We start from the raw sequence: 20,377 nt of genomic DNA on the forward strand, positions 1-20,377 counted from the left end.
CTCGAACAACGCGGTCAGCGGCTCGGTACCCAGCCGAGCACGGGCTTGGAAAATCGCGGACTTGCTCGGCGGTGAGTAACTCTCTGTCCACCCAGAGGCCCACGACAGCCCATCAGTCAGCTGTGCGAGAACGTCCTCATACGAACTCGGAGTACAACGCCATCCCGATCGAGAAGCAAGCCATCACACGAGCCGGCAACGCGCGATGACGCCGCTCGGTCCGGCCCGCCTCAGCGATCACCTCATCGACCAACGCCGGCGGGAGCACCCGCGTCAGCGCGCCAACCGAGACCAGCTCCGACAGGCGACGCTCGGCCTCAGGCTTGTTCCATCCAGCACGCGGCACGCCACCAAACCACACCGCGCAACCTCAACTGAACGGTATTGGGGCTAGCCCTGACATCCCACGAGACACCGATCTTCGGGTCGGTGTTTTTTTGTGCACGCGGGGAGTGGGGGAGGACTTGTGGAGGGAAATAGTAGGCAAATGGAGTGAAGTGGAGTAAATTGGAGGTACTTCGATGGGCCGGACGGAGGGGGGATCCCGGATGCTGCTGGGTACACACACCCCCAAGCTCGACGACAAGGGGCGCTTGATCCTGCCGGCGAAGTTTCGTCGCGAACTCGAGGACGGCGTTGTCATCACCCGCGGACAGGAACGCTGCCTCTACGTGTTCAGCGCCGCAGAGTTCGAGCGCGTGCATGGGCGCATGCGCCAAGCGCCGATGGGCGACAAGCGCGCCCGTGACTTCCTGCGCATGTTCCTGGCCGCCGCCAGCGACGAGAAGCCCGACAGTCAGAACCGCGTCACCATTCCCACCGCGTTGCGTGCATACGCCGACCTGGGGCGGGAGCTGGTGGTCGCCGGCGTCGGCGACCACGCGGAGATCTGGAACGCCGACCGGTGGGCGGCCTACACGGCTGCCAACGAGGACACGTTCGCCGAGCTCGAGGAGGAGGTGTACCCGGGACTGTTCTGATCCGCGGGCCGCGATCTCTCGCCGCTCATGCCCTGACGCACTTCCCCGGCGCCAGGTCGGAGCGGAGGGGGATCGGGGCCCGAGGCCCGGAAACCCGCCGCCAGTCATGGAAGCCCGCGACATCCACACTCCTGTGCTGCTCGACCGCTGCGTCGAGCTGCTCGCCCCTGCGCTCGAGCGCGACGGCGCCGTGCTCGTGGACGCGACCCTGGGTATGGGCGGCCACGCCGAGGCCTTCCTCGAGCAGTTCCCCGGGCTGCATCTCGTCGGTCTCGACCGCGACACCGATGCGCTGCGCATCGCGAGCGAGCGGCTCGCCCGGTTCGCCGACCGACTCACCCTCGTGCACACCGTGTACGACGGTATCGAGGCGGCGCTTGCCGCCGCGGGCGTGGAGGCCGCAGACGGCATCCTGTTCGACCTCGGCGTCTCCTCGCTGCAGCTCGACCTCGCCGAGCGTGGGTTCGCGTACGCCAAGGATGCGCCGCTCGACATGCGCATGGACCAGACCCCGGGGCGCACCGCCGCCGCCGTGCTGGCGACCGCCGGCGAGGGCGAGCTGCGCCGGCTCTTCGAGCACTACGGCGAGGAGAAGCTCGCCGCGCGCTACGCGCGGGCGATCCTGCATGCCCGGGAGGACGCGCCGATCGAGCGATCCGGTCAGCTCGTCGAGATCATTGCGGCGGCGACACCGGCTGCCGCGCAGCGCTCTGGGCACCCCGCCAAGCGTGTGTTCCAGGCGCTGCGCATCGCCGTCAACGACGAGCTCACCGTGCTCGAACGCGCGCTGCCCGCCGCGCTGGAGTCGCTCGACGTGGGCGGGCGGATCGTCGTCCTCGCGTATCAGTCGCTCGAGGACCGTCTCGTCAAGCGCGTCTTCGCCGCGCAGACCGCATCGACGGCCCCGCGCGGGCTGCCGGTCGAGCTGCCCGAGCACGCCCCGCGGTTCCGACTTCTCGTCAAGGGGGCCGAACTCGCCGACGACGAAGAGCGGGAACGCAACACCCGCGCCACCCCGGTGCGCCTGCGCGCCGCCGAACGAGTGAGGCCGTCTGCATGAGCGCCGCCATCGAGGCGTTTCAACCGCTGGGTGAGTCCGCCGCTCGGCGACGGACACTGCGACCGCTCGCCCGGGCGCGGCGGCGTCGCCCGCGCATCGTGTACGCCCTGACTGCGCTCGCCGGCGCACTGGCGATCGCTGCCGTGCAGATGGGCCTGTCGATCGCCACCACCGAATCGACGTACCGGGTGAGCGAGCTCACCCAGCAGCAGCGCGAGCTCACGTGGCAGAAGCAGTCGCTCACGGATGCGATCGCCGGGCTGAGCTCGCCCCAGTACCTGGCGGCCAATGCGGAGTCGCTCGGAATGGTCGTCAACGAGTCGCCGACGTACGTGCGGCTCAGCGACGGTGCGATCCTCGGCAGCGGGACCGCGGCCGGGTACCGCTCGTCGATCAGTGCGCTCGACAACAGCGCCGTGCCCAATGCGATCGTCGCCCAGACACCCTTGATCACCGCACCGGACGCCACCATCCAAGGAGTTCCGACGGCCCCCGTCGAGTCCGCAGAGGCCGATGCCGACTCGACCCTTCCGCCCCCCCTCACCGACGGCCTGCCCACCCCGACGACGCGCTGACCGGATGGAGACGCCCGCATGACCACTCGCAGCTCGCGCAGCCCCCGTCGCCGCACGGTTGTCGCGCTCGGCGTCGTCTTCGCGGTGCTCGTCGCGTTCGGGATCCGGTTGGTCGACATCCAGATCGTCAGCGCCGACCAGCACGTGAAGGACTCGCTCACGAAGATCGGCGGGACGGTGTCGCTCAAGGGCACGCGCGGCGCGATCACGGATGTCTCGGGCACGATCCTCGCGCAGAGCACGGTGCGCTACGACGCGCAGTTCTCACCCGTGAACGTCACGCCGCGTGAGATCACACGCGGCGGGGAGAAGGTCGAGGTGCCCTGGCCCGAGACGGCAGCCGACATCTCGGCGATCACCGGGCAGACCGCCGAAGAGGTGATGAGCATCGTCGCCGACGCCCTCGCCGACGACCCCGAGTCGCAGTTCGCCTACCTCGCGCGCGGCCTGAGCACCGAGCAGTACCGGGCGCTCGCCGAACTCGGCCTGCCCTACCTGAGCTTCACCTCGCAGCCGTCCCGCGTGTACCCGCAGGGTGCCGTCGCGGGCAGCCTCACCGGGTTCGTCGGCGTCGACGGAACACCCCTGGAGGGGCTCGAGCTGGCGCAGGACCAGTGCTTGGCCGCCACGGACGGGGAAGAGACGTTCGAGAGGGGGCAGGACGGAGTCGTGATCCCGGGTACGAAGAAGGAGACGCCGGCCGTCGACGGCGGCACACTGCGGCTGACCGTCGACGCCGATCTGCAGTGGTACATGCAGCAGCTGATCGCGGAGCAGGTGCAGAAGTTCGCCTCGATCAGCGGTACGATCACCGTCATCGAGGCGAAGACGGGCAAGATCCGCGCGGCGGCGGAGTATCCGACGGTGGACCCCAACGAGTTCGATGCCGAGGGTTCGTTCCTGCGCAGCCGCATCTTCCAGGACACCTTCGAGCCGGCCTCGACGTTCAAGGCGCTCTCAGCCGCCGTGCTGGTCGACGGCGCTGGGCTCACGCCCATGACCACCATCGAGGCACCGTGGCGCGTCGAGTTCGCCAACGGCGCCGTCGTGCGCGACATGTCGGGTCACCCGACGTACAACTACACCCTGAATGGCGTGCTCGTCGACTCGTCGAACGTGGGCATCTCGCGTCTCAGCGAACGCATAGACCCGGCCACGCGCTACGAGTACCTGAAGAAGTTCGGCATCGGTCAGGGCAGCGCCGTGGATTTCCCCGCAGCGGCAGCGGGCACGCTCTACCCGGCATCGCAGTGGGACAATCAGCAGCTCTACGACACGAACTACGGTCAGGGCGTGGCCACGACGATCCCGGAGCTGATGGGGGCGTACAGCGCCATCGCGAACGACGGTGTGCGCGTGCCCCTGCGGCTGATCGAGTCGTGCACGAAGACCGACGGCACGGTCGTCGAGCCCGACCTGCCCGAACCGGTGCGCGTCATCAGCGAGCAGTCGGCGCAGCAGGTGACGACGATGCTCGAGAACGTGTACCTGCAGGCGGGCTACGCCGACGCGATCCACGTCCCCGGCTACCGGGTGGCGATGAAGTCGGGCACGGGCCAGAAGACCGACGGCAACGGGAACTACAAGTCGGGCGTCTGGTACACGCTCATGATCGGCTTCGCGCCCGCTGAGGACCCGGAGTACATCGTCGCCATCACCCTGGACGAGCCCACCAAGGTAAAGTCTTCTTCGGCCGATGCCGAAGGATTTCAGAAGGCGATGACCCAGGTCATGAAGACCTACCGCGTCTTGCCCTCCACGACGCCGGCCGCCACACTCCCCGTCTATCAGTGAGTCGGTGCGCTACCGCACCGATTCTCCGGAGGATCCATGATCGCCCTGTCCCTCGCCGAGATCACCGCCATCGTGAACGGGCGGCTCGTCGCAGCGCGCGGTGATGACGGCCAGACGGTGGTGTCGGGGCTCGTCGACACCGACTCGCGTCAGATCGGGCCCGGCGACGTCTTCGTCGCCAAGCCGGGAGAGCATTCCGACGGGCACTTCTTCGTCTCGGCAGCCGTCGAGCTGGGTGCCGTACTGGCCATCGTCGAGCGCGTCGTCGACGCGGATGTGTCCCAGATCGTGGTCGACGACGTCCTCGATGCGATCGCCGCTCTCGCGCGTGCCGTCGTCGCGAGCGTGCGCGAGCGCGGCGCGCTGCGCGTCGTGGGCATTACGGGCTCGAACGGCAAGACGACCACGAAGAACCTCATCGCCCGCATTCTCAGCGATGAAGGCGAGACGGTCGCACCCCGCGCCTCGCTCAACAACGAGGTCGGCGCGCCGCTCACCATGCTGCGGGTCACGAACGACACGCGATTCCTCGTGAGCGAGCTCAGCGCCCGCGGCCAGGGCGAGTTCACCTCGCTGAGCGGCGTCATCGGCGGGCTCGCCGCGCTCATCGAACCGGATGTGGGCGTGGTCCTCATGGTCGGGAAGGCGCACGCGGGCGGCGAGGGCGGCCTGGAGGCCATCGCCGCGGCCAAAGCCGAGCTGGTGGAGCGGATCCAGCGCGGCGGTGTCGCGGTGCTGAACGCCGACGATCCCCGGGTGGCGGCGATGGCGGCGATCGCGGCGGATCGGCAGGTGCGTGTGCGGTGGTTCGGACGCGGCGATGGAGCCGACGTGCGGGCCTCCGACATCCGGGCCACCGCCGAGGGGACTACGTTCACGGTGACGGCGGACGGCCGATCGCGGACGCTACACCTGCGGGTCATCGGCGAGCACCACGTCGGCAACGCCCTCGCGGCGATCGCTGCGACGACGGCCCTCGGGGTACCGCTTGATGCGGCGGTGGATCGCCTGGCGACCGTCGAGATCGCCGAGCGCTGGCGCATGCAGCCGATGGGCTCCGCGTCGGTGCGCATCATCAACGACGCCTACAACGCGAGCCCCGACTCGGTCGCCGCCGCACTGCGCACGCTCGCGCAGATCACGGGCAGCGACCAGCGCACCGTGGCCGTGCTCGGTGCGATGAGCGAGCTCGGCGAGTTCGCCGGCGAAGAGCACGATCGCATCGGCGAGCTGGCGGTGCGGCTGCGCATCCAGCGCATCGTCGTCGTGGGCGAGGACGCGCGACGGATCTATCTGGCCGCCGTCGCCGAAGGCTCGTGGAGCAGCGAGGCAGTGTTCTTCGGCACCGTCGACGAAGCCTACGACTACCTCGTCGGGGAGCTGCGCGACGGCGACCGGGTCATCGTGAAGTCGTCGAACGCGGCGGGCCTGCGCGTCCTCGGCGATCGTCTGGGAGGACACTTCTCGTGAGATCACTTCTGACCGCAGCGGCGATCTCGGTCGCGTTCACGCTCTTCCTGACGCCCGTCTTCGTCCGGCTGTTCCGCAGCTGGGGCTGGGGGCAGGTGATCCGCACCCCCGAGGCCATCGAGAATCCCAGCCACGCAGCGAAGCGCGGAACCGTCACCGCGGGCGGCACGATCTTCATCGCTGGGACCGTCGTCGGCTACTTCGTCGGATGCGTCGTCGGCGCCAATCCGCCCACGATCTCGGGCCTGCTCGTGCTGTGGATGATGGTCGGGTTCGGGGTCGTCGGCTTCATCGATGACTTCATGAAGGTGCGCCATCAGCGCAGTCTCGGCCTGTCCGGGTGGCGAAAGGTCATCGGCCAGATCATCGTCACGGTGCCCTTCGGTATTCTCGCCCTCACCGTCCCCACGACCGGCGGGGCCACCGCCGCCTCGCCGTACGTCTCCATCGTGCGCGACGTGCCATGGCTGTGGTTCTTCGTGCTCGGCCCCGTCATCGGCTGGTTCCTCTACCTGCTGTGGGTCTCGTTCATCGGCGTCGCGTGGTCGAACAGCACCAACGTCACCGACGGGCTGGACGGTCTTGCGGCGGGTGCCGGCGTCTTCGTCGTCGGCGCCTACAGCCTGCTGGCCTTCTGGCAGTTCAACCAGGTGTGCACCAGCGCGTTCCTCGACCCGGCGACGCGCGACGCGTGCTACCCCACGGCGAACCCCTTCGACCTGGCGATCGTCGCGGCCGCGTTCGTCGGCGCACTCGTCGGGTTCCTGTGGTGGAATGCGCCGAAGGCACAGATCTTCATGGGCGACGTCGGCTCGATGGCCATCGGCGGCGTCATCGCGGCCCTCTCGATCCTCACGCACACCGAGGTGCTCGCGGTGCTGCTCGCGGGCGTCTACATCATCGGCCCCGGATCGGTGATCCTGCAGCGGCTGTACTTCAAGCTGACCCGCGGCAAGCGGCTGTTCCTGATGAGCCCGTTCCACCACCATCTCGAGATGCGCGGCTGGCCCGAGATCACCATCGTCGTGCGCATGTGGATCATTGCCGGGATGCTGGCGGTCACCGGAATCGGACTGTTCTACGTCGAGTGGCTCGCCCGCACATGACCTCCCGTCTCGACACCCTCACCAGCTGGAGCGCGGACTGGGCGGGCTTGCGCGTCGCCGTGCTCGGACTGTCGGTCACCGGGTTCTCCGTCGCCGACACGCTGGCCGAACTCGGGGCCGATGTGCTGGTGGTGACCGAGTCCGCGTCCGAGGAGTACGCACGACTGCTCCCGGTCATCGGTGCGCGCCTGCACGAGGGCGCGCTCGACGGTGTGCCGCCCGCACTGGTGGCGTTCGCCCCCGAGGTGGTGATCGCCTCGCCTGGCTTCGTGCCGCAGCATCCGGTCGTCTCGTGGGCGCGCGAGACCGGGGTAGCGCTGTGGGGCGACATCGAGCTCGCGTGGCGCGTGCGCGACAAGGTCGTGCGCGACGACGGCACGCCGGCGGACTGGGTGTTCGTGACCGGTACGAACGGGAAGACCACGACGACGCGCCTGGCCGCCAGCATGATGCTCGCGGGCGGCCTGCGCGCCGCGCCCTGCGGCAACATCGGCGTGCCGGTGCTCGATGCCGTACGCGATCCCGCCGGCTTCGACGTGCTGGTCGTGGAACTCTCCAGCCACCAGCTGTGGTATCTGGGATTGCAGGCCGGTCCCGACCCGGTGTCGCCGCACGCGGCGGTATGCCTCAACCTCGCGGGCGACCACCTACAATGGCACGGATCGTTCGAGCGATACCGTGCGGCGAAGTCTCACGTGTACGACAACACGCGCGTCGCCTGCGTGTACAACAAGGCCGACGCCGCGACGATGCGGATGGTGGAGGACGCCGACGTCGTCGAGGGCGCGCGCGCGATCGGCTTCGATCTCGGTGCGCCCGGACCCAGCGATCTGGGGGTGATCGACGGGATCCTCGTCGACCGGGCCTTCCTCGCAGACCGGCGCACGAGCGCGCTCGAGCTGACGACCGTCGCCGAACTCGCTGAGCACGGACTGGCCGCTCCGCACATCGTGGCCAACATCCTCGCCGCCAGCGCCCTCGCGCGCGCGCTCGACGTGCCTGCGCAGGCGGTGCACGACGCACTGGTCGATTTCCGGCTCGACCCCCATCGCATCGAGGTCGTCGCCGTGGCCGACGGCATCACGTGGGTCGACGACTCGAAGGCGACCAACCCGCACGCGGCGGCGTCGTCGCTGGCGGCCTATCCCGGCGCGATCTGGGTCGTGGGCGGCCTGCTCAAGGGTGTCGACATCGGCGACCTCGTCGCCGCCCGGGGTGAGCGGGTCAAGGCCGCGGTGGTCCTGGGCGTCGATCGCACGGAGGTGGTGGCGGCGTTCGGGCGACACGCGCCCGATGTGCCCGTCTTCGAGGTCGACCACGATGAAACTGAAGACGTCATGGCCCGTGTCGTCGAACTGGCGGCCGAGGCAGCCGACGAGGGGGACGTGGTGCTCCTAGCCCCTGCGACGGCGTCTTTCGACCAGTTCGCGTCATACACGGATCGGGGCGAGCGCTTCGCGACCGCGGTGCGGAACTGGATCGGGAAGGGGAATGGTGACCAGCACGGTACCGCGCCCTCGGCCGGCCGACGCGCCTGAACCCGGGCGCAAAGGCCTCGCGGCGCGCGTCTCGCTCGGGCGCATCTTCGCGCCGGTCTCCAGCGAGTTCCTGCTGATCGCGTCGACGGCGTTGCTGCTGACGGGCTTCGGACTGGTCATGATCCTGTCGGCGACTTCTGCCACGGCCGGCGACCCGTTCGAGGCCGTGCTCAAACAGGGCGTCTTCGCGCTCCTCGGGGTTCCGCTGATGTTCATCGCCAGCCGACTGCCGGTGCGCTTCTGGAAGCGGGCCGCGTGGCCGGCGCTGCTCGGCGCCGTCGCTTTCCAGCTGCTGGTGTTCACGCCGCTCGGCTACGACCTGTACGGCAACCGCAACTGGGTCGAGATCGGCGGCATCACCGCCCAGCCTTCCGAGTTCCTCAAGCTCGCCCTCGCACTCTGGCTGGGGTACGTGCTGTTCCGCAAGCAGACGCTGCTCGGGCTGTGGCGACACGTGTTCATCCCCGCGGTGCCGGTTGCCGGGCTCGTCATCGCCACGGTCATGGCCGGGCATGACCTGGGTACGGCGATGGTGCTCTTCCTCATCTCGCTCGGCGCCCTGTTCTTCTCCGGGGTGCGGCTGCGGATCTTCATCATTCCGCTGGTGCTGTCGGTGCTGGCCGTCGCCGTGCTGGCCATCGCGAGCCCCGACCGCATGCGCCGCATCACGAGCTTCCTGAACCCGAACTGTCTCGACGACTACGAGCTGAGCTGCTACCAACCGCTGCACGGCATCTGGGGGCTGGCCGGCGGCGGCATCTTCGGTCTGGGACTCGGCAACTCGAAGGAGAAGTACGACTGGCTGCCGGCCGCTGCGAACGACTACATCTTCGCGATCGTGGGCGAAGAGCTGGGCCTCATCGGGTGCACCGTCGTCCTCGCGCTGTTCGCGCTTTTCGCGGTGGGTGCGTTCCACGTCATTCGGAAGACCGACGACCCCTTCGTGCGTATCGTGTCGGGGGCGATCACGGTCTGGATCGTGGGTCAGGCGCTCATCAACGTCGGCGTGGTGCTGCGGCTGTTCCCGGTGCTCGGGGTGCCGTTGCCGTTCATGTCTCAGGGCGGTACAGCGCTGGTGTCGGTGCTGATCGCTTCCGGCGTGCTGCTGTCGTTCGCGCGCACGCTCCCTGCCACGCGCACCGCGGGTACCCTCGAACGGTGACGACGTACCTTCTCGCCGGCGGCGGCACCGCCGGCCATGTCAACCCGCTGCTCGCCGTCGCCGACGCGCTGCGTGCGCGGGAACTCGATGCCGAGGTCTTGGTGCTCGGGACGAAAGAGGGCCTGGAGGCGCGTCTGGTGCCCGACCGCGGTTACGAGCTGCTGCTCGTTGACAAGGTGCCCTTCCCTCGACGCCCGAACGGCGCGGCCCTGCGGTTCCCGGTGCGGTTCCGCCGTGCCGTCCAGCAGGTGCGCACACACCTCGCGTCTCGCCGGGTCGATGTGGTCGTCGGGTTCGGCGGGTACGCGTCGGCACCCGCGTATGTGGCGGCGCGTCGGGAACGGGTGCCCGTCGTCATCCACGAGGCCAATGCTCTGCCGGGGCTGGCGAACCGTCTCGGCGCGCGCTCGGCGGCCGCGGTCGGTGTGGCCTTCGTCGGCACGCCGCTGAAAGGGGCCAGGGTGGTCGGTATGCCGATGCGGCGCGAGCTCGTCGAACTCGACCGAGCAGCGCTGCACCCGGAGGCGGCCGCGCACTATGGCCTCGACCCCGACATGCCGACCCTGCTGGTGTTCGGTGGCTCGCTCGGTGCGCAGCGCCTCAACGACGCGTTCGCCGATGCCTCCCGCGACGTGCTCGCCGCGGGCTGGCAGCTCGTGCACCTCACCGGCGAACAGCGTGACGGGCTGCAGGCGAGCGAGCCCGGCCACGTCGCTCCCCGCTACGAGGATCGGATGGACCTGGCCTACGCGTTCGCCGACGCGATCGTCGCTCGCGCGGGAGCGGCGACGGTCAGTGAGATCGAGGCCCTCGGCATCCCGGCCGTCTTCGTCCCCTACGCGGTCGGCAACGGCGAGCAGGCGCGAAACGCACATGCTGCGGTCGAGGCGGGTGCGGCACTGCTCATCCCGGATGCGGAGTTCACCGGCGATCGTGTGCGCACCGAGGTCGTCCCACTGCTGCAGGACGCCGTGCGCAGGGACCGGATGCATCGCGCGGCAGCGACGGTCGGCACGCTGCGCGGCACCGAGAACGTCGTCGCCCTGATCGATGAGGCTCTCGGTCGCTGAGTCAGCCGCCCGCGCGCTGCGCCTTCTGCCGCGCGGGATCGCCCTGCGGGGCGACGAACGTTCCGAGTGTCAATGTGTCGACGCAATCGGCCGATACACAGTCTGCACACAGCGCGCCGGAGCCGCGGCATCCGCGTGCCAACCTAGGATTGACAGGCCATGATCCGACCCGACTTGACCCTGCCGATCCCCGACGAGATCCACGCCGCGCACTTCATCGGCATCGGCGGATCGGGCATGTCGGGTCTCGCGCGCATGTTCCTGAAGCGGGGAATCCGGGTCTCGGGCTCCGACCGCGCCGACAGCCCCGGGTTGCGCGAGCTCGAAACCCTCGGTGCGACGGTGTTCGTCGGGCACGACGCCCGCCACCTCGGCGACGCCGACACCGTCGTGCACACGGGTGCGATCTGGCCCGAGAACCCCGAGTTCGTGCTCGCCAAAGAACGCGGCCTGCACGTCATCCACCGTTCGCAGGCGCTGCATTGGCTCATCGGCGGTCGCCGCCTCGTAGCGGTCGCCGGCGCCCACGGAAAGACCAGCTCGACCGGGATGATCGTCACCGCGCTACAGCGTCTGGGGGCCGATCCGGCCTTCGTCAACGGGGGAGTGATCGCCGAGCTGGGCACCTCCAGCGGGAGTGGCGCCGATGAACTCTTCGTCGTCGAGGCGGACGAGTCGGACGGCACGTTCCTGCTCTACGACACGTCGGTGGCCCTCATCACGAACGTCGACCCCGACCACGTCGATTTCTACGGCAGCGACGACGACTTCTACGCCGCGTTTGTCCGGTTCGCGGACGATGCGCGCGAGGCCGTCGTGATCTCGGCGGACGATCCGGGGGCACGGCGGATCCGCGGGCGGATCGCACACGAGAACGTCGTGACGTTCGGGATGGATGCCACGGCAGATGTGCGCCTGAGCGACGTCGTCGCCGACGGCCCCGTCGCCTTCACGCTGTCGCATGCGGGGCGGACCGTCGCCGCGCGGCTCGCCGTGCCAGGAGTGCACAATGCGATCAACGCGGCCGGTGCGATCGCGGTGCTCATCGCCCTCGGCCACGAGCTCGAGTCTGCGGTGCGGGCGGTCGAGCCGTTCGCCGGCACGGCGCGCCGGTTCGAGCTGCACGGTGTGCAGCGGGGGGTGAGCGTGTACGACGACTACGCGCACCACCCGGCCGAGGTCGCCGCAGCCCTGGCAGGCGCGCGCAGCGTCGTGGGCGAGGGCCGCATCATCGCAGTGCACCAGCCGCACACGTACTCGCGGACGGCGGTGATGTCGCCGTGGTTCGCCGAGGTGCTTGAGGAGCTCGCCGACGAGACGGTCGTGCTCGATGTCTACGGCGCGCGGGAGGACCCCGTCGACGGCGTCACCGGCGCACTGGTGAGCGAGGCGTTCGCAGATCCCGCACGCGTGCGGTTCATCCCCGACTGGCAGGAGGCGGCCGACCACACCGCGTCGATCGCCCGCGAGGGGGACTTCATCGTCACTCTCGGCTGTGGCAACGTCAACCTGCTGGTCCCGCAGCTGTTCGAGGCGCTGGCCGCGAGGGACCGCGCCGGGAGCGAGGGAGAGTAGGGATGCGTCGGCCCACCCCGCTTCCGGAGGCGCCGGCGTCGCCGCGTGCGCCGCAGCCGACGCCGCTGGCGGTCGAGCAACCCCCGGTCGAGGAGCACCCGGTCGGGGAGCAGCCGCACGCGCCGCTGCCCTTGCCCACGGCGCATCCGGAGGTCGCCGCCGATGCGGTCGACGCTCCCTCGGCGCGACTGCGCGACGTATGGGGTGCGGCACGCGCACGGCGCCGGGCGCTGCGCGGCGAGGTGCGCCGCTTCACCGCGCACTCCCGCCGCCGCAGGATGGTGTGGATCGGTGCGGCCGCCGCACTCGTCGTGCTCGTGCTCGGCACCCTCGGTGCCGCCTATAGCCCGCTGTTCGCGGTGGAGCGCATCACCGTCGTCGGTGCCGACGCTCTCGATGCCGCCGAGGTGCAGGCGGCGTTGGCCGGCCAGGTGGGGCGCCCGCTGCCGCTCGTCGATGACAGCGAGGTGAAGGACGCGCTCGTCGCGTTTCCCCTCATCGAGACGTACAGCCTCGAGGCGCAGCCGCCGCACGACCTCGTGCTGCGCATCGTCGAGCGCACGCCGGTCGGCGTCGTCCCGTCCGCGGCGGGATACACGCTCGTGGATGCTGCCGGTGTGGCACTGTCGACGACTGCGGAGGTCCCACCCGGCCAGCCGGTCATCGAGGTCGCCGGGGGGGCGCAGACCGCCGCCTTCACGGCGGTGGGGCGTGTCATCCGCTCCCTGCCGGAGACGATCCGCCCCCAGGTGACCGGCGTCACTGCGTCCTCGCCCGACGATGTGACGCTGACCCTCGCCGAGACACGCACGACGATCGTGTGGGGCGGAGCCGAGCAGTCGGCGAAGAAGGCACTCGTGCTCGAGACGATGATGCAGACCCGGCCGCCGAGCGACGTGAGCATGTACGACGTGTCGTCGCCGGAGGCGATCATCGTCCGCTGAGCACGCGGTGCTGGCCGTGGATGTCGCGACACGCCCATACCGCTCCCGGCAGGAGCCACCGGGGCACATACCTTCTCAATCAGGAAATGCATACCGGGCAATACTTTAACTCTCTTGTTGAGGTTGAAGGTTCTCCGGACGCGGAACACAGTGTGAAGGGCACGGAGGCCGGCATGAGCCAGAACCAGAACTACCTCGCCGTCATCAAGGTGGTCGGCGTCGGAGGCGGCGGTGTCAACGCCGTCAACCGGATGATCGAGCTCGGCCTGCGCGGCGTCGAGTTCATCGCCGTCAACACCGACGCCCAGGCACTGCTGATGAGCGATGCCGACGTCAAGCTCGATGTCGGTCGCGAGCTCACGCGCGGTCTCGGCGCAGGCGCCGACCCCGAGGTCGGCCGCCGCGCGGCCGAGGACCACACCGAAGAGATCGAGGAGGCGCTGCGCGGCGCCGACATGGTCTTCGTCACGGCCGGCGAGGGCGGGGGCACGGGCACCGGCGGTGCCCCGGTCGTCGCCAAGATCGCGAAGTCGATCGGTGCGCTGACCATCGGCGTCGTGACCAAGCCATTCTCTTTCGAGGGCCGTCGCCGCCAGCAGCAGGCCGAGACGGGCGTCGCCCGGCTGAAGGAAGAGGTCGACACCCTCATTGTGGTGCCCAACGACAGGCTGCTGGAGATCAGTGATCGTGGCATCTCGATGATCGAGGCGTTCGCCACCGCCGACCAGGTGCTCCTTGCCGGTGTCCAGGGCATCACCGACCTCATCACGACTCCGGGCCTCATCAACCTCGACTTCGCCGACGTCAAGTCCGTCATGCAGGGCGCCGGCTCGGCGCTCATGGGAATCGGCTCGGCCCGTGGGGCCGACCGTGCGATCAAGGCTGCCGAGCTCGCCGTGGAGTCGCCGCTGCTCGAGGCGTCGATCGAAGGTGCCCACGGCGTGCTGCTGTCGATCCAGGGTGGCTCGAACCTCGGCATCTTCGAGATCAACGACGCCGCGCAGCTGGTCAAGGAGGCCGCGCACCCCGAGGCGAACATCATCTTCGGCACGGTCATCGACGACACGCTCGGCGACGAGGTGCGGGTGACTGTGATCGCGGCGGGCTTCGACGGCGGGGAGCCGTCGCTGCGCACCGACCCGGTGACGGCCCAGCGGCAGGCGCCGGCCGTTCCCGCGGTCGCCGTCACCCTCGATGAGGAGATCGACGTCGTGGAGTCCGCCGACGGCGAGCAGGTCGTCGAACAGCGTGAGACGGTGTCGGTCGCCGCCGTCGCCGAGCCGGCAGGTGCCGACTCGCCGTTCGGAGACGACGACCTCGACATCCCCGACTTCCTCAAGTAGCCGTTCGACGGGCTCAGGAATCGAATGGACACCCTCGGCGAGCGGCTCGCCGCCGTTGACGCGGCCGTCGCCGACGCCGCTCGCGATGCCGGGCGCGACCCGGCAGAGATCACGCGCATCGTCGTCACCAAGTTCCACCCGCCCGAGCTGGTGCGTGCACTGCACGTGCTCGGCGTGGCGGCCGTGGGCGAGAACCGACAGCAGGAGCTCACCGCCAAGATCGATGCCGTCGGGACCGAACTGCCCGGGCTGCACTGGCACTTCATCGGCCAGGCGCAGACCAACAAGGCCCGCGCACTGCGGCAGGCGGCATCCATCGTTCCCCTCACCGTGCACTCGGTCGACCGTGCGCGTCTCGTCCGCAGTCTCGACGCGGCCGCCGGGCCCGGCGATCCGATCGTGGACGTTCTGCTGCAGGTGAACCTGACAGACGACCCGGGGCGGGGCGGGGTCGCGCCCGATGGCGCCGTGGAGCTCGCCGAACAGGTGCTGACCGCCCCGAGCCTGCGCCTGCGCGGGGTGATGGCGGTCGCGCCGCTGGACGAGCCGCCCGCATCCGCCTTCTCGCGGCTGCGCACCGTCTCGGACGGCGTGCGCACGGTCGCACCGGACGCCGTCTGGATATCGGCGGGTATGACCGGAGACTTCGCTGAGGCGATCGCGGTCGGCGCGACACACCTTCGTATCGGCACGGCAATCACGGGCCCGCGCCCCGCGGGCGGTTAACCTCGGAACAGACAGCGATATTTGGAGGATGCGATGTCGAACCCGCTGAAGAAGACCATGGTCTACCTGGGACTCGCCGACGAGGAGCCGTACGACGAGCCGGAGGCTCAGCCCGCCCGGTCGACGCGTCACGAGACCGAGGCGAAGCCAGCCCCGATCACGCCGCTGCGCCGCCCCGCCGTCGTGCGTCAGCCGGCCGCCGGTCCGCTCAGCGAGATCCTGACCGTACACCCGAAGCAGTACCGCGATGCGCAGACCATCGCCGAGAGCTTCCGCGAGGGCGTACCCGTCATCATCAATCTGTCGCAGATGAGCGATGCCGATGCGCGCCGCCTCATCGACTTCGCCAGCGGGCTGTCGCTCGGCCTGTACGGGCGCATCGAGCGGGTCACGAGCAAGGTGTTCCTGCTGTCGCCCGAGAACATCGCGGTGTCTGGCGAAGGCTCGATCGCCCAGGGCGACGCCGAGCCCGCCTTAGCGCAGTCGTAGCCCAGCGTGTCCCTGGACCTGCTGCGCCTCGTCGCCGCGATCCTCAACACGCTCATCCTCCTCTACGTGGTCGTGCTGCTCGCGCGGCTGATCATGGACTACATCCCGCTGTTCAATCGTGAGTGGCGTCCGCGGGGTGCGATGCTCGTGCTCGCCGAGGTCGTCTATACGATCACTGACCCGCCGATCAAACTGCTGCGCAGGTTCATCCCGCCGCTGCGGATCGGCGGCATCGCGATCGACTTCGCATTCGCGATCGTCATGTTCGCCTGCTTCATCCTGCTCGGGGTGACACGCGCCCTGTCCGCGTGACGACGGCGCGCGTGCGCGCGCCTTCGACACACCCCGAAGCCGCGGCTATGCTTGCGGGATGACGTGCCCGCTTCGCTGGGTGCGCCGACATCGAGAAAGTGACCCCGGAAGAGGATCGAAAAATGGCACTCACGCCCGATGACGTCGTCACCAAGCAGTTCCAGCATGTGCGGTTCAAGGAGGGGTTCGACCCGGATGAGGTCGACGACTTTCTGGACGAGATCGTCGTCGAATGGCGCAAGACCATCGCCGAGAACGAAGAGCTGAAGGCCAAGGTCGCCGCGCTCGAGTCCGGCGCGACCGCCCCCGCCCCGGTCGCAGCGGTGCCCGAAGCGGCACCGGTCACCAGCGAGGACCCGGTCGCCGCGGCGCCCGCCGCAGACGCCTCGGCGGCACCTGCGGCGGCGAGCGCGGGCATCATCGAGCTGGCACAGCGCCTGCACGACGAGCACATCGCCGAGGGTCAGGCCCAGCGCGACCAGTTGATCGCCGATGCGCAGGCGCAGGCGACGGCCATCGTGTCCGAGGCCGAGGCCAAGGGGCGAGACGAGATCGCCCGGCTCGACGAGGAGCGCTCGTCGCTCGAGACGCGCATCAGCGAACTGCGCGATTTCGAGCGCGACTACCGGCAGCAGCTGCGCACCTACATCGAGGGCCAGCTGCGGGACCTCGACGCGAAGGCGGTCTCCTCCGGGTCGGCCCCGGTGTCGACCATCGGTCTGTAGCCGGCGCTCTTGACCGACCGCACTCCGCCCTCGCGGCGCCGCGCGGCACTGCTCTGCGCCGGGGCGCTGCTGCTGGCAGCCGTCGTCCTCGCCGTCGATCAGCTCACCAAGGTGTGGGTCGTCACAAGCCTGCCCTATCAGACGCCGGTGCCGGTGCTCGGTGACTTCCTGATCTTTTACTACGTCCGAAACTCCGGCGCGGCCTTCTCGCTCGGCGAGGACGTCACCTGGCTGTTTACGATCGCCCTCGCGGCGGTTGCGGCGGCGATCGTGGTGCTGCTGATCGTGAAGGTGCGCTCCCGCACCTGGGCGATCGTGCTGGGCCTCCTGCTGGGCGGTGTGCTGGGTAACCTCGGCGACCGGCTGTTCCGCCCACCCGGGTTCGGCGTGGGTCACGTCGTCGACGTCATCTCGACGCCCTGGATGATGCCGGCGATATACAACGTCGCCGATATGTTCATCGTGTGCTGCATGATCGTTGTGGCACTGCTCGTGCTCTTGGGGGTGCACTTGGACGGATCGCGTGATCGTGACAAGAAGGACGAGAAGGACCACGCCACCCTGCTGGGTGCCGACGGCGACGAGTTCCCGCCCGACGGAGCGGTCGCCGGGTTCGGCGACGAGTTCCCCGCGGCCGACCCGGACGCCGGCGTGCCCGCAGACGAGCGTGGCCTGCCGCCGCTGAGCGACCGGGAGCAGCGCGAGGTCGAGCGCGAGGCCGACCGGGTCGCTCGCCGGCTGGCTGCGGACGACGAGCGCCGCAGCGACGGCTGACATGCCAGCGCGCAGTCTGCCCGTCCCGGACGGCCTGGTTGGCACGCGCGTGGATGCAGCGCTGGCGAAGATGCTCGGCTTCTCGCGCACGTTCGCTGCCGAGGTGACGGATGCCGGTGGCGTCACCGTCGACGGACGCTCCGCAGCCAAGTCCGACCGGCTGCCCCCCGGCTCGTGGCTGGAGGTGACGTGGGAGGACAAGCGCGCACCCGAGGTTGTTCCGCTGGCGGTGCCGGACTTCGGGGTCGTGCACCAGGACGACGACATCGTCGTCGTCGACAAGCCGGCCGGCGTGGCGGCGCATCCCTCGACGGGATGGGAGGGCCCGACCGTACTCGGGGCCTTGGCCGCGGCCGGCGTGCACACCGCGACGACCGGACCGGCTGAGCGTCAGGGCATCGTGCATCGGCTGGATGTCGGGACCAGCGGGCTCATGGTCGTGGCCAAGAGCGAACGGGCGTACACGACACTCAAGCGCGCGTTCAAGGAGCGCACCGTCGACAAGATCTACCACACCGTCGTGCAGGGCCATCCCGATCCGCTCGCCGGCACCATCGACGCACCCATCGGCCGGCACCGCTCGCACTCGTGGAAGTTCGCGGTCACCGCCGACGGCAAGGACTCGGTGACGCACTACGAGACTCTTGAGGCGTTTCCAGGCGCATCACTGCTGGAGATCCACCTGGAGACGGGGCGGACCCACCAGATCCGGGTGCACATGGCTGCCCACCGTCACCCCTGCGTAGGCGACCCCCTGTACGGTGCGGACCCGACCCTGTCGGCGAAGCTGGGCCTCATCCGGCAGTGGCTGCACGCGCACGAGCTGTCGTTCGCGCACCCTCTGACGGGGGACTGGGTGACGTTCACCTCGGACTATCCGGCCGATCTGGCACACGCCCTGACGGTGCTGCGCGGCGAGTGATCCTTCGACCTCACGTTGAGAGTGAGGCGGGAATCGCGCGAACCGGCCGAGGCAGCCGACGGTGTCGGAGCTGCTCCTTAGAGTGGAGGCGTGGCATCCGATTCCTTTGTTCATCTGCACGTGCACAGCGAGTACTCGATGCTCGACGGAGCCGCCCGGCTCGGATCGATGGTCGAGGAGGCCGAAAGGCACGGGATGCCGGCGATCGCCGTCACCGACCACGGGAACACCTTCGGGGCCTTCGAGTTCTACGCGGCGGCGAAGAACACAGGCGTCAAGCCCATCATCGGCATCGAGGCGTACGTCACCCCGGGAACGCACCGCTCGGATCGGTCCCGTGTGCGGTGGGGCGGTCCCGAGCAGAGCAACGACGACGTGTCCGGATCGGGTGCCTACACCCACATGACACTGCTGTCCGAAAGCACCGCGGGCATGCACAACCTCTTCCGGCTATCGAGTCTGTCGAGCATCGAGGGATACTACTTCAAGCCCCGCATGGACCGCGAGTTGCTGCAGAAGTACAGCGGCGGCCTGATCGCGACGACCGGCTGCCCGTCGGGCGAGGTGCAGACGCGTCTGCGGCTCGGGCAGTACGACGCCGCGCGGGCAGCGGCCGCCGAGTTCCAGGACATCTTCGGCAAGGACAACTACTTCTGCGAGATCATGCAGCACGGCCTCGACATCGAGCGTCGTGTCATGCCCGACCTGCTGAAGATCGCCAAGGATCTGGACATCCCCCTCGTCGCCACGAACGACTCGCACTACACGCATCAGCACGACGCGAACAGCCATGCCGCGCTGCTGTGCGTGCAGTCGGGGTCGACCCTCGACGACCCGAAGCGTTTCAAGTTCGACGGCGACGGCTACTACATCAAGACCCCCGCCGAGATGCGGCAGATCTTCCGCGACCACCCCGAGGCGTGTGACAACACGCTGCTGATCGCCGAGCGGTGCGAGGTCGCGTTCGACACCTCCGCCAACTTCATGCCCCGGTACCCGGTGCCCGAGGGCGAGACCGAGCAGTCATGGTTCATCAAGGAGGTCGAGAAGGGGCTGCACGAACGGTACCCGTCCGGCATCCCCGACGAGGTGCGACGCCAGGCCGAGTATGAGACCGACGTGATCGTGCAGATGGGGTTCCCCGGCTACTTCCTCGTCGTCGCCGACTTCATCAACTGGGCAAAGGACCTCGGGATCCGCGTGGGTCCCGGCCGCGGGTCGGGCGCGGGCTCGATGGCCGCGTATGCGATGAAGATCACCGACCTCGACCCGCTGCAGCACGGCCTCATCTTCGAGCGATTCCTCAACCCCGAGCGCGTGTCGATGCCCGACTTCGACGTCGACTTCGACGACCGTCGCCGTGGCGAGGTGATCCAGTACGTCACCGAGAAGTACGGCGATGAGCGCGTCGCCCAGATCGTCACCTACGGCACCATCAAGGCCAAGCAGGCGCTCAAGGACGCGGGGCGCGTGCTGGGCTTCCCGTTCAGCATGGGGGAGAGGCTGACCAAGGCGATGCCGCCCGCGGTCATGGGCAAGGACATGCCGCTGGAGGGAATGTTCGACACGGTGCACCCGCGCTACAAGGAGGCGGGCGAGTTCCGCACCCTGATCGAGACCGACCCCGAGGCCAAGACCGTCTTCGACACGGCGGTGGGGATCGAGAGCCTCAAGCGCCAGTGGGGCGTGCACGCAGCCGGCGTCATCATGTCGAGCGAGCAGCTCATAGACATCATCCCGATCAGGAAGCGGGAGCAGGACGGCCAGATCGTCACCCAGTTCGACTACCCCGCGTGCGAGTCGCTCGGCCTC

The 20,377-nt window shown here is 69.1% G+C and carries 19 protein-coding genes and 1 pseudogene; 19 read left to right on the plus strand and 1 reads right to left on the minus strand.

Going from position 1 to position 20,377, the window contains the following annotated elements:
- A pseudogene (locus tag ACK5IN_RS09055) lies at positions 1-346 on the minus strand (transposase domain-containing protein); the annotation flags it as partial.
- A 202-nt stretch (positions 347-548) separates the two neighbouring features.
- Between ACK5IN_RS09055 and mraZ the strand changes: the two are divergent.
- From mraZ to dnaE, 19 genes are all read left to right on the plus strand, one after another.
- Positions 549-980, plus strand: coding sequence for a division/cell wall cluster transcriptional repressor MraZ (gene mraZ / locus ACK5IN_RS09060; RefSeq protein WP_416895864.1), 432 nt, complete (start codon positions 549-551; stop codon positions 978-980).
- Between the two features lie 106 nt (positions 981-1,086).
- On the plus strand, positions 1,087-2,040 hold the full coding sequence (gene rsmH, locus ACK5IN_RS09065; protein WP_416895865.1) for a 16S rRNA (cytosine(1402)-N(4))-methyltransferase RsmH: 954 nt from the start codon (positions 1,087-1,089) through the stop codon (positions 2,038-2,040).
- Entirely contained in the window at positions 2,037-2,615 is a 579-nt protein-coding gene (locus tag ACK5IN_RS09070; RefSeq protein WP_416895866.1) for a hypothetical protein, read from the plus strand. The genes rsmH and ACK5IN_RS09070 overlap by 4 nt, the downstream gene beginning before the upstream one ends.
- Positions 2,616-2,633: 18 nt before the next feature.
- Positions 2,634-4,409, plus strand: a complete 1,776-nt coding sequence (locus ACK5IN_RS09075) for a peptidoglycan D,D-transpeptidase FtsI family protein (RefSeq protein ID WP_416895867.1) — start codon at positions 2,634-2,636, stop codon at positions 4,407-4,409.
- A gap of 36 nt (positions 4,410-4,445) precedes the next feature.
- Entirely contained in the window at positions 4,446-5,879 is a 1,434-nt protein-coding gene (locus tag ACK5IN_RS09080; protein ID WP_416895868.1) for a UDP-N-acetylmuramoyl-tripeptide--D-alanyl-D-alanine ligase, read from the plus strand.
- A complete protein-coding gene (mraY, locus tag ACK5IN_RS09085) occupies positions 5,876-6,985 on the plus strand; it encodes a phospho-N-acetylmuramoyl-pentapeptide-transferase (protein ID WP_416895869.1) in 1,110 nt (369 codons plus the stop codon). The genes ACK5IN_RS09080 and mraY overlap by 4 nt, the downstream gene beginning before the upstream one ends.
- Complete coding sequence (murD, locus tag ACK5IN_RS09090) at positions 6,982-8,523, plus strand: UDP-N-acetylmuramoyl-L-alanine--D-glutamate ligase (protein WP_416895870.1); 1,542 nt, start codon at positions 6,982-6,984, stop codon at positions 8,521-8,523. Before mraY ends, murD begins: the two co-directional genes overlap by 4 nt.
- A complete protein-coding gene (gene ftsW, locus ACK5IN_RS09095; RefSeq protein ID WP_416895871.1) occupies positions 8,477-9,685 on the plus strand; it encodes a putative lipid II flippase FtsW in 1,209 nt (402 codons plus the stop codon). The genes murD and ftsW overlap by 47 nt, the downstream gene beginning before the upstream one ends.
- A complete protein-coding gene (gene murG, locus ACK5IN_RS09100; protein WP_416895872.1) occupies positions 9,682-10,755 on the plus strand; it encodes an undecaprenyldiphospho-muramoylpentapeptide beta-N-acetylglucosaminyltransferase in 1,074 nt (357 codons plus the stop codon). Before ftsW ends, murG begins: the two co-directional genes overlap by 4 nt.
- A 159-nt stretch (positions 10,756-10,914) precedes the next feature.
- Positions 10,915-12,330, plus strand: a complete 1,416-nt coding sequence (murC, locus tag ACK5IN_RS09105; protein WP_416895873.1) for a UDP-N-acetylmuramate--L-alanine ligase — start codon at positions 10,915-10,917, stop codon at positions 12,328-12,330.
- Between the two features lie 2 nt (positions 12,331-12,332).
- The gene (locus ACK5IN_RS09110; RefSeq protein WP_416895874.1) at positions 12,333-13,274 is read left to right on the plus strand and encodes an FtsQ-type POTRA domain-containing protein; all 942 of its coding nucleotides are present in this window, start codon (positions 12,333-12,335) and stop codon (positions 13,272-13,274) included.
- 173 nt (positions 13,275-13,447) lie between these two features.
- The gene (gene ftsZ, locus ACK5IN_RS09115; protein ID WP_416895875.1) at positions 13,448-14,617 is read left to right on the plus strand and encodes a cell division protein FtsZ; all 1,170 of its coding nucleotides are present in this window, start codon (positions 13,448-13,450) and stop codon (positions 14,615-14,617) included.
- A 24-nt stretch (positions 14,618-14,641) separates the two neighbouring features.
- Positions 14,642-15,343: a YggS family pyridoxal phosphate-dependent enzyme gene (locus ACK5IN_RS09120; RefSeq protein ID WP_416895876.1), complete on the plus strand. Its 702-nt coding sequence runs from the start codon at positions 14,642-14,644 to the stop codon at positions 15,341-15,343.
- 33 nt (positions 15,344-15,376) lie between these two features.
- On the plus strand, positions 15,377-15,832 hold the full coding sequence (locus ACK5IN_RS09125) for a cell division protein SepF (RefSeq protein ID WP_416895877.1): 456 nt from the start codon (positions 15,377-15,379) through the stop codon (positions 15,830-15,832).
- Positions 15,833-15,844: 12 nt separating this feature from the next.
- Positions 15,845-16,144, plus strand: a complete 300-nt coding sequence (locus ACK5IN_RS09130) for a YggT family protein (RefSeq protein WP_416895882.1) — start codon at positions 15,845-15,847, stop codon at positions 16,142-16,144.
- A 122-nt stretch (positions 16,145-16,266) separates the two neighbouring features.
- The gene (locus ACK5IN_RS09135) at positions 16,267-16,869 is read left to right on the plus strand and encodes a DivIVA domain-containing protein (RefSeq protein WP_416895878.1); all 603 of its coding nucleotides are present in this window, start codon (positions 16,267-16,269) and stop codon (positions 16,867-16,869) included.
- 9 nt (positions 16,870-16,878) lie between these two features.
- A complete protein-coding gene (gene lspA / locus ACK5IN_RS09140; protein ID WP_416895879.1) occupies positions 16,879-17,643 on the plus strand; it encodes a signal peptidase II in 765 nt (254 codons plus the stop codon).
- Between the two features lies 1 nt (position 17,644).
- Entirely contained in the window at positions 17,645-18,565 is a 921-nt protein-coding gene (locus ACK5IN_RS09145) for an RluA family pseudouridine synthase (RefSeq protein WP_416895880.1), read from the plus strand.
- 90 nt (positions 18,566-18,655) lie between these two features.
- On the plus strand, positions 18,656-20,377 hold a 1,722-nt coding region (gene dnaE / locus ACK5IN_RS09150; protein WP_416895881.1), incomplete at its 3' end, for a DNA polymerase III subunit alpha.

The sequence above is a fragment of the Microbacterium sp. genome, assembly GCF_047971895.1.
Lineage (GTDB): Bacteria > Actinomycetota > Actinomycetes > Actinomycetales > Microbacteriaceae > Microbacterium.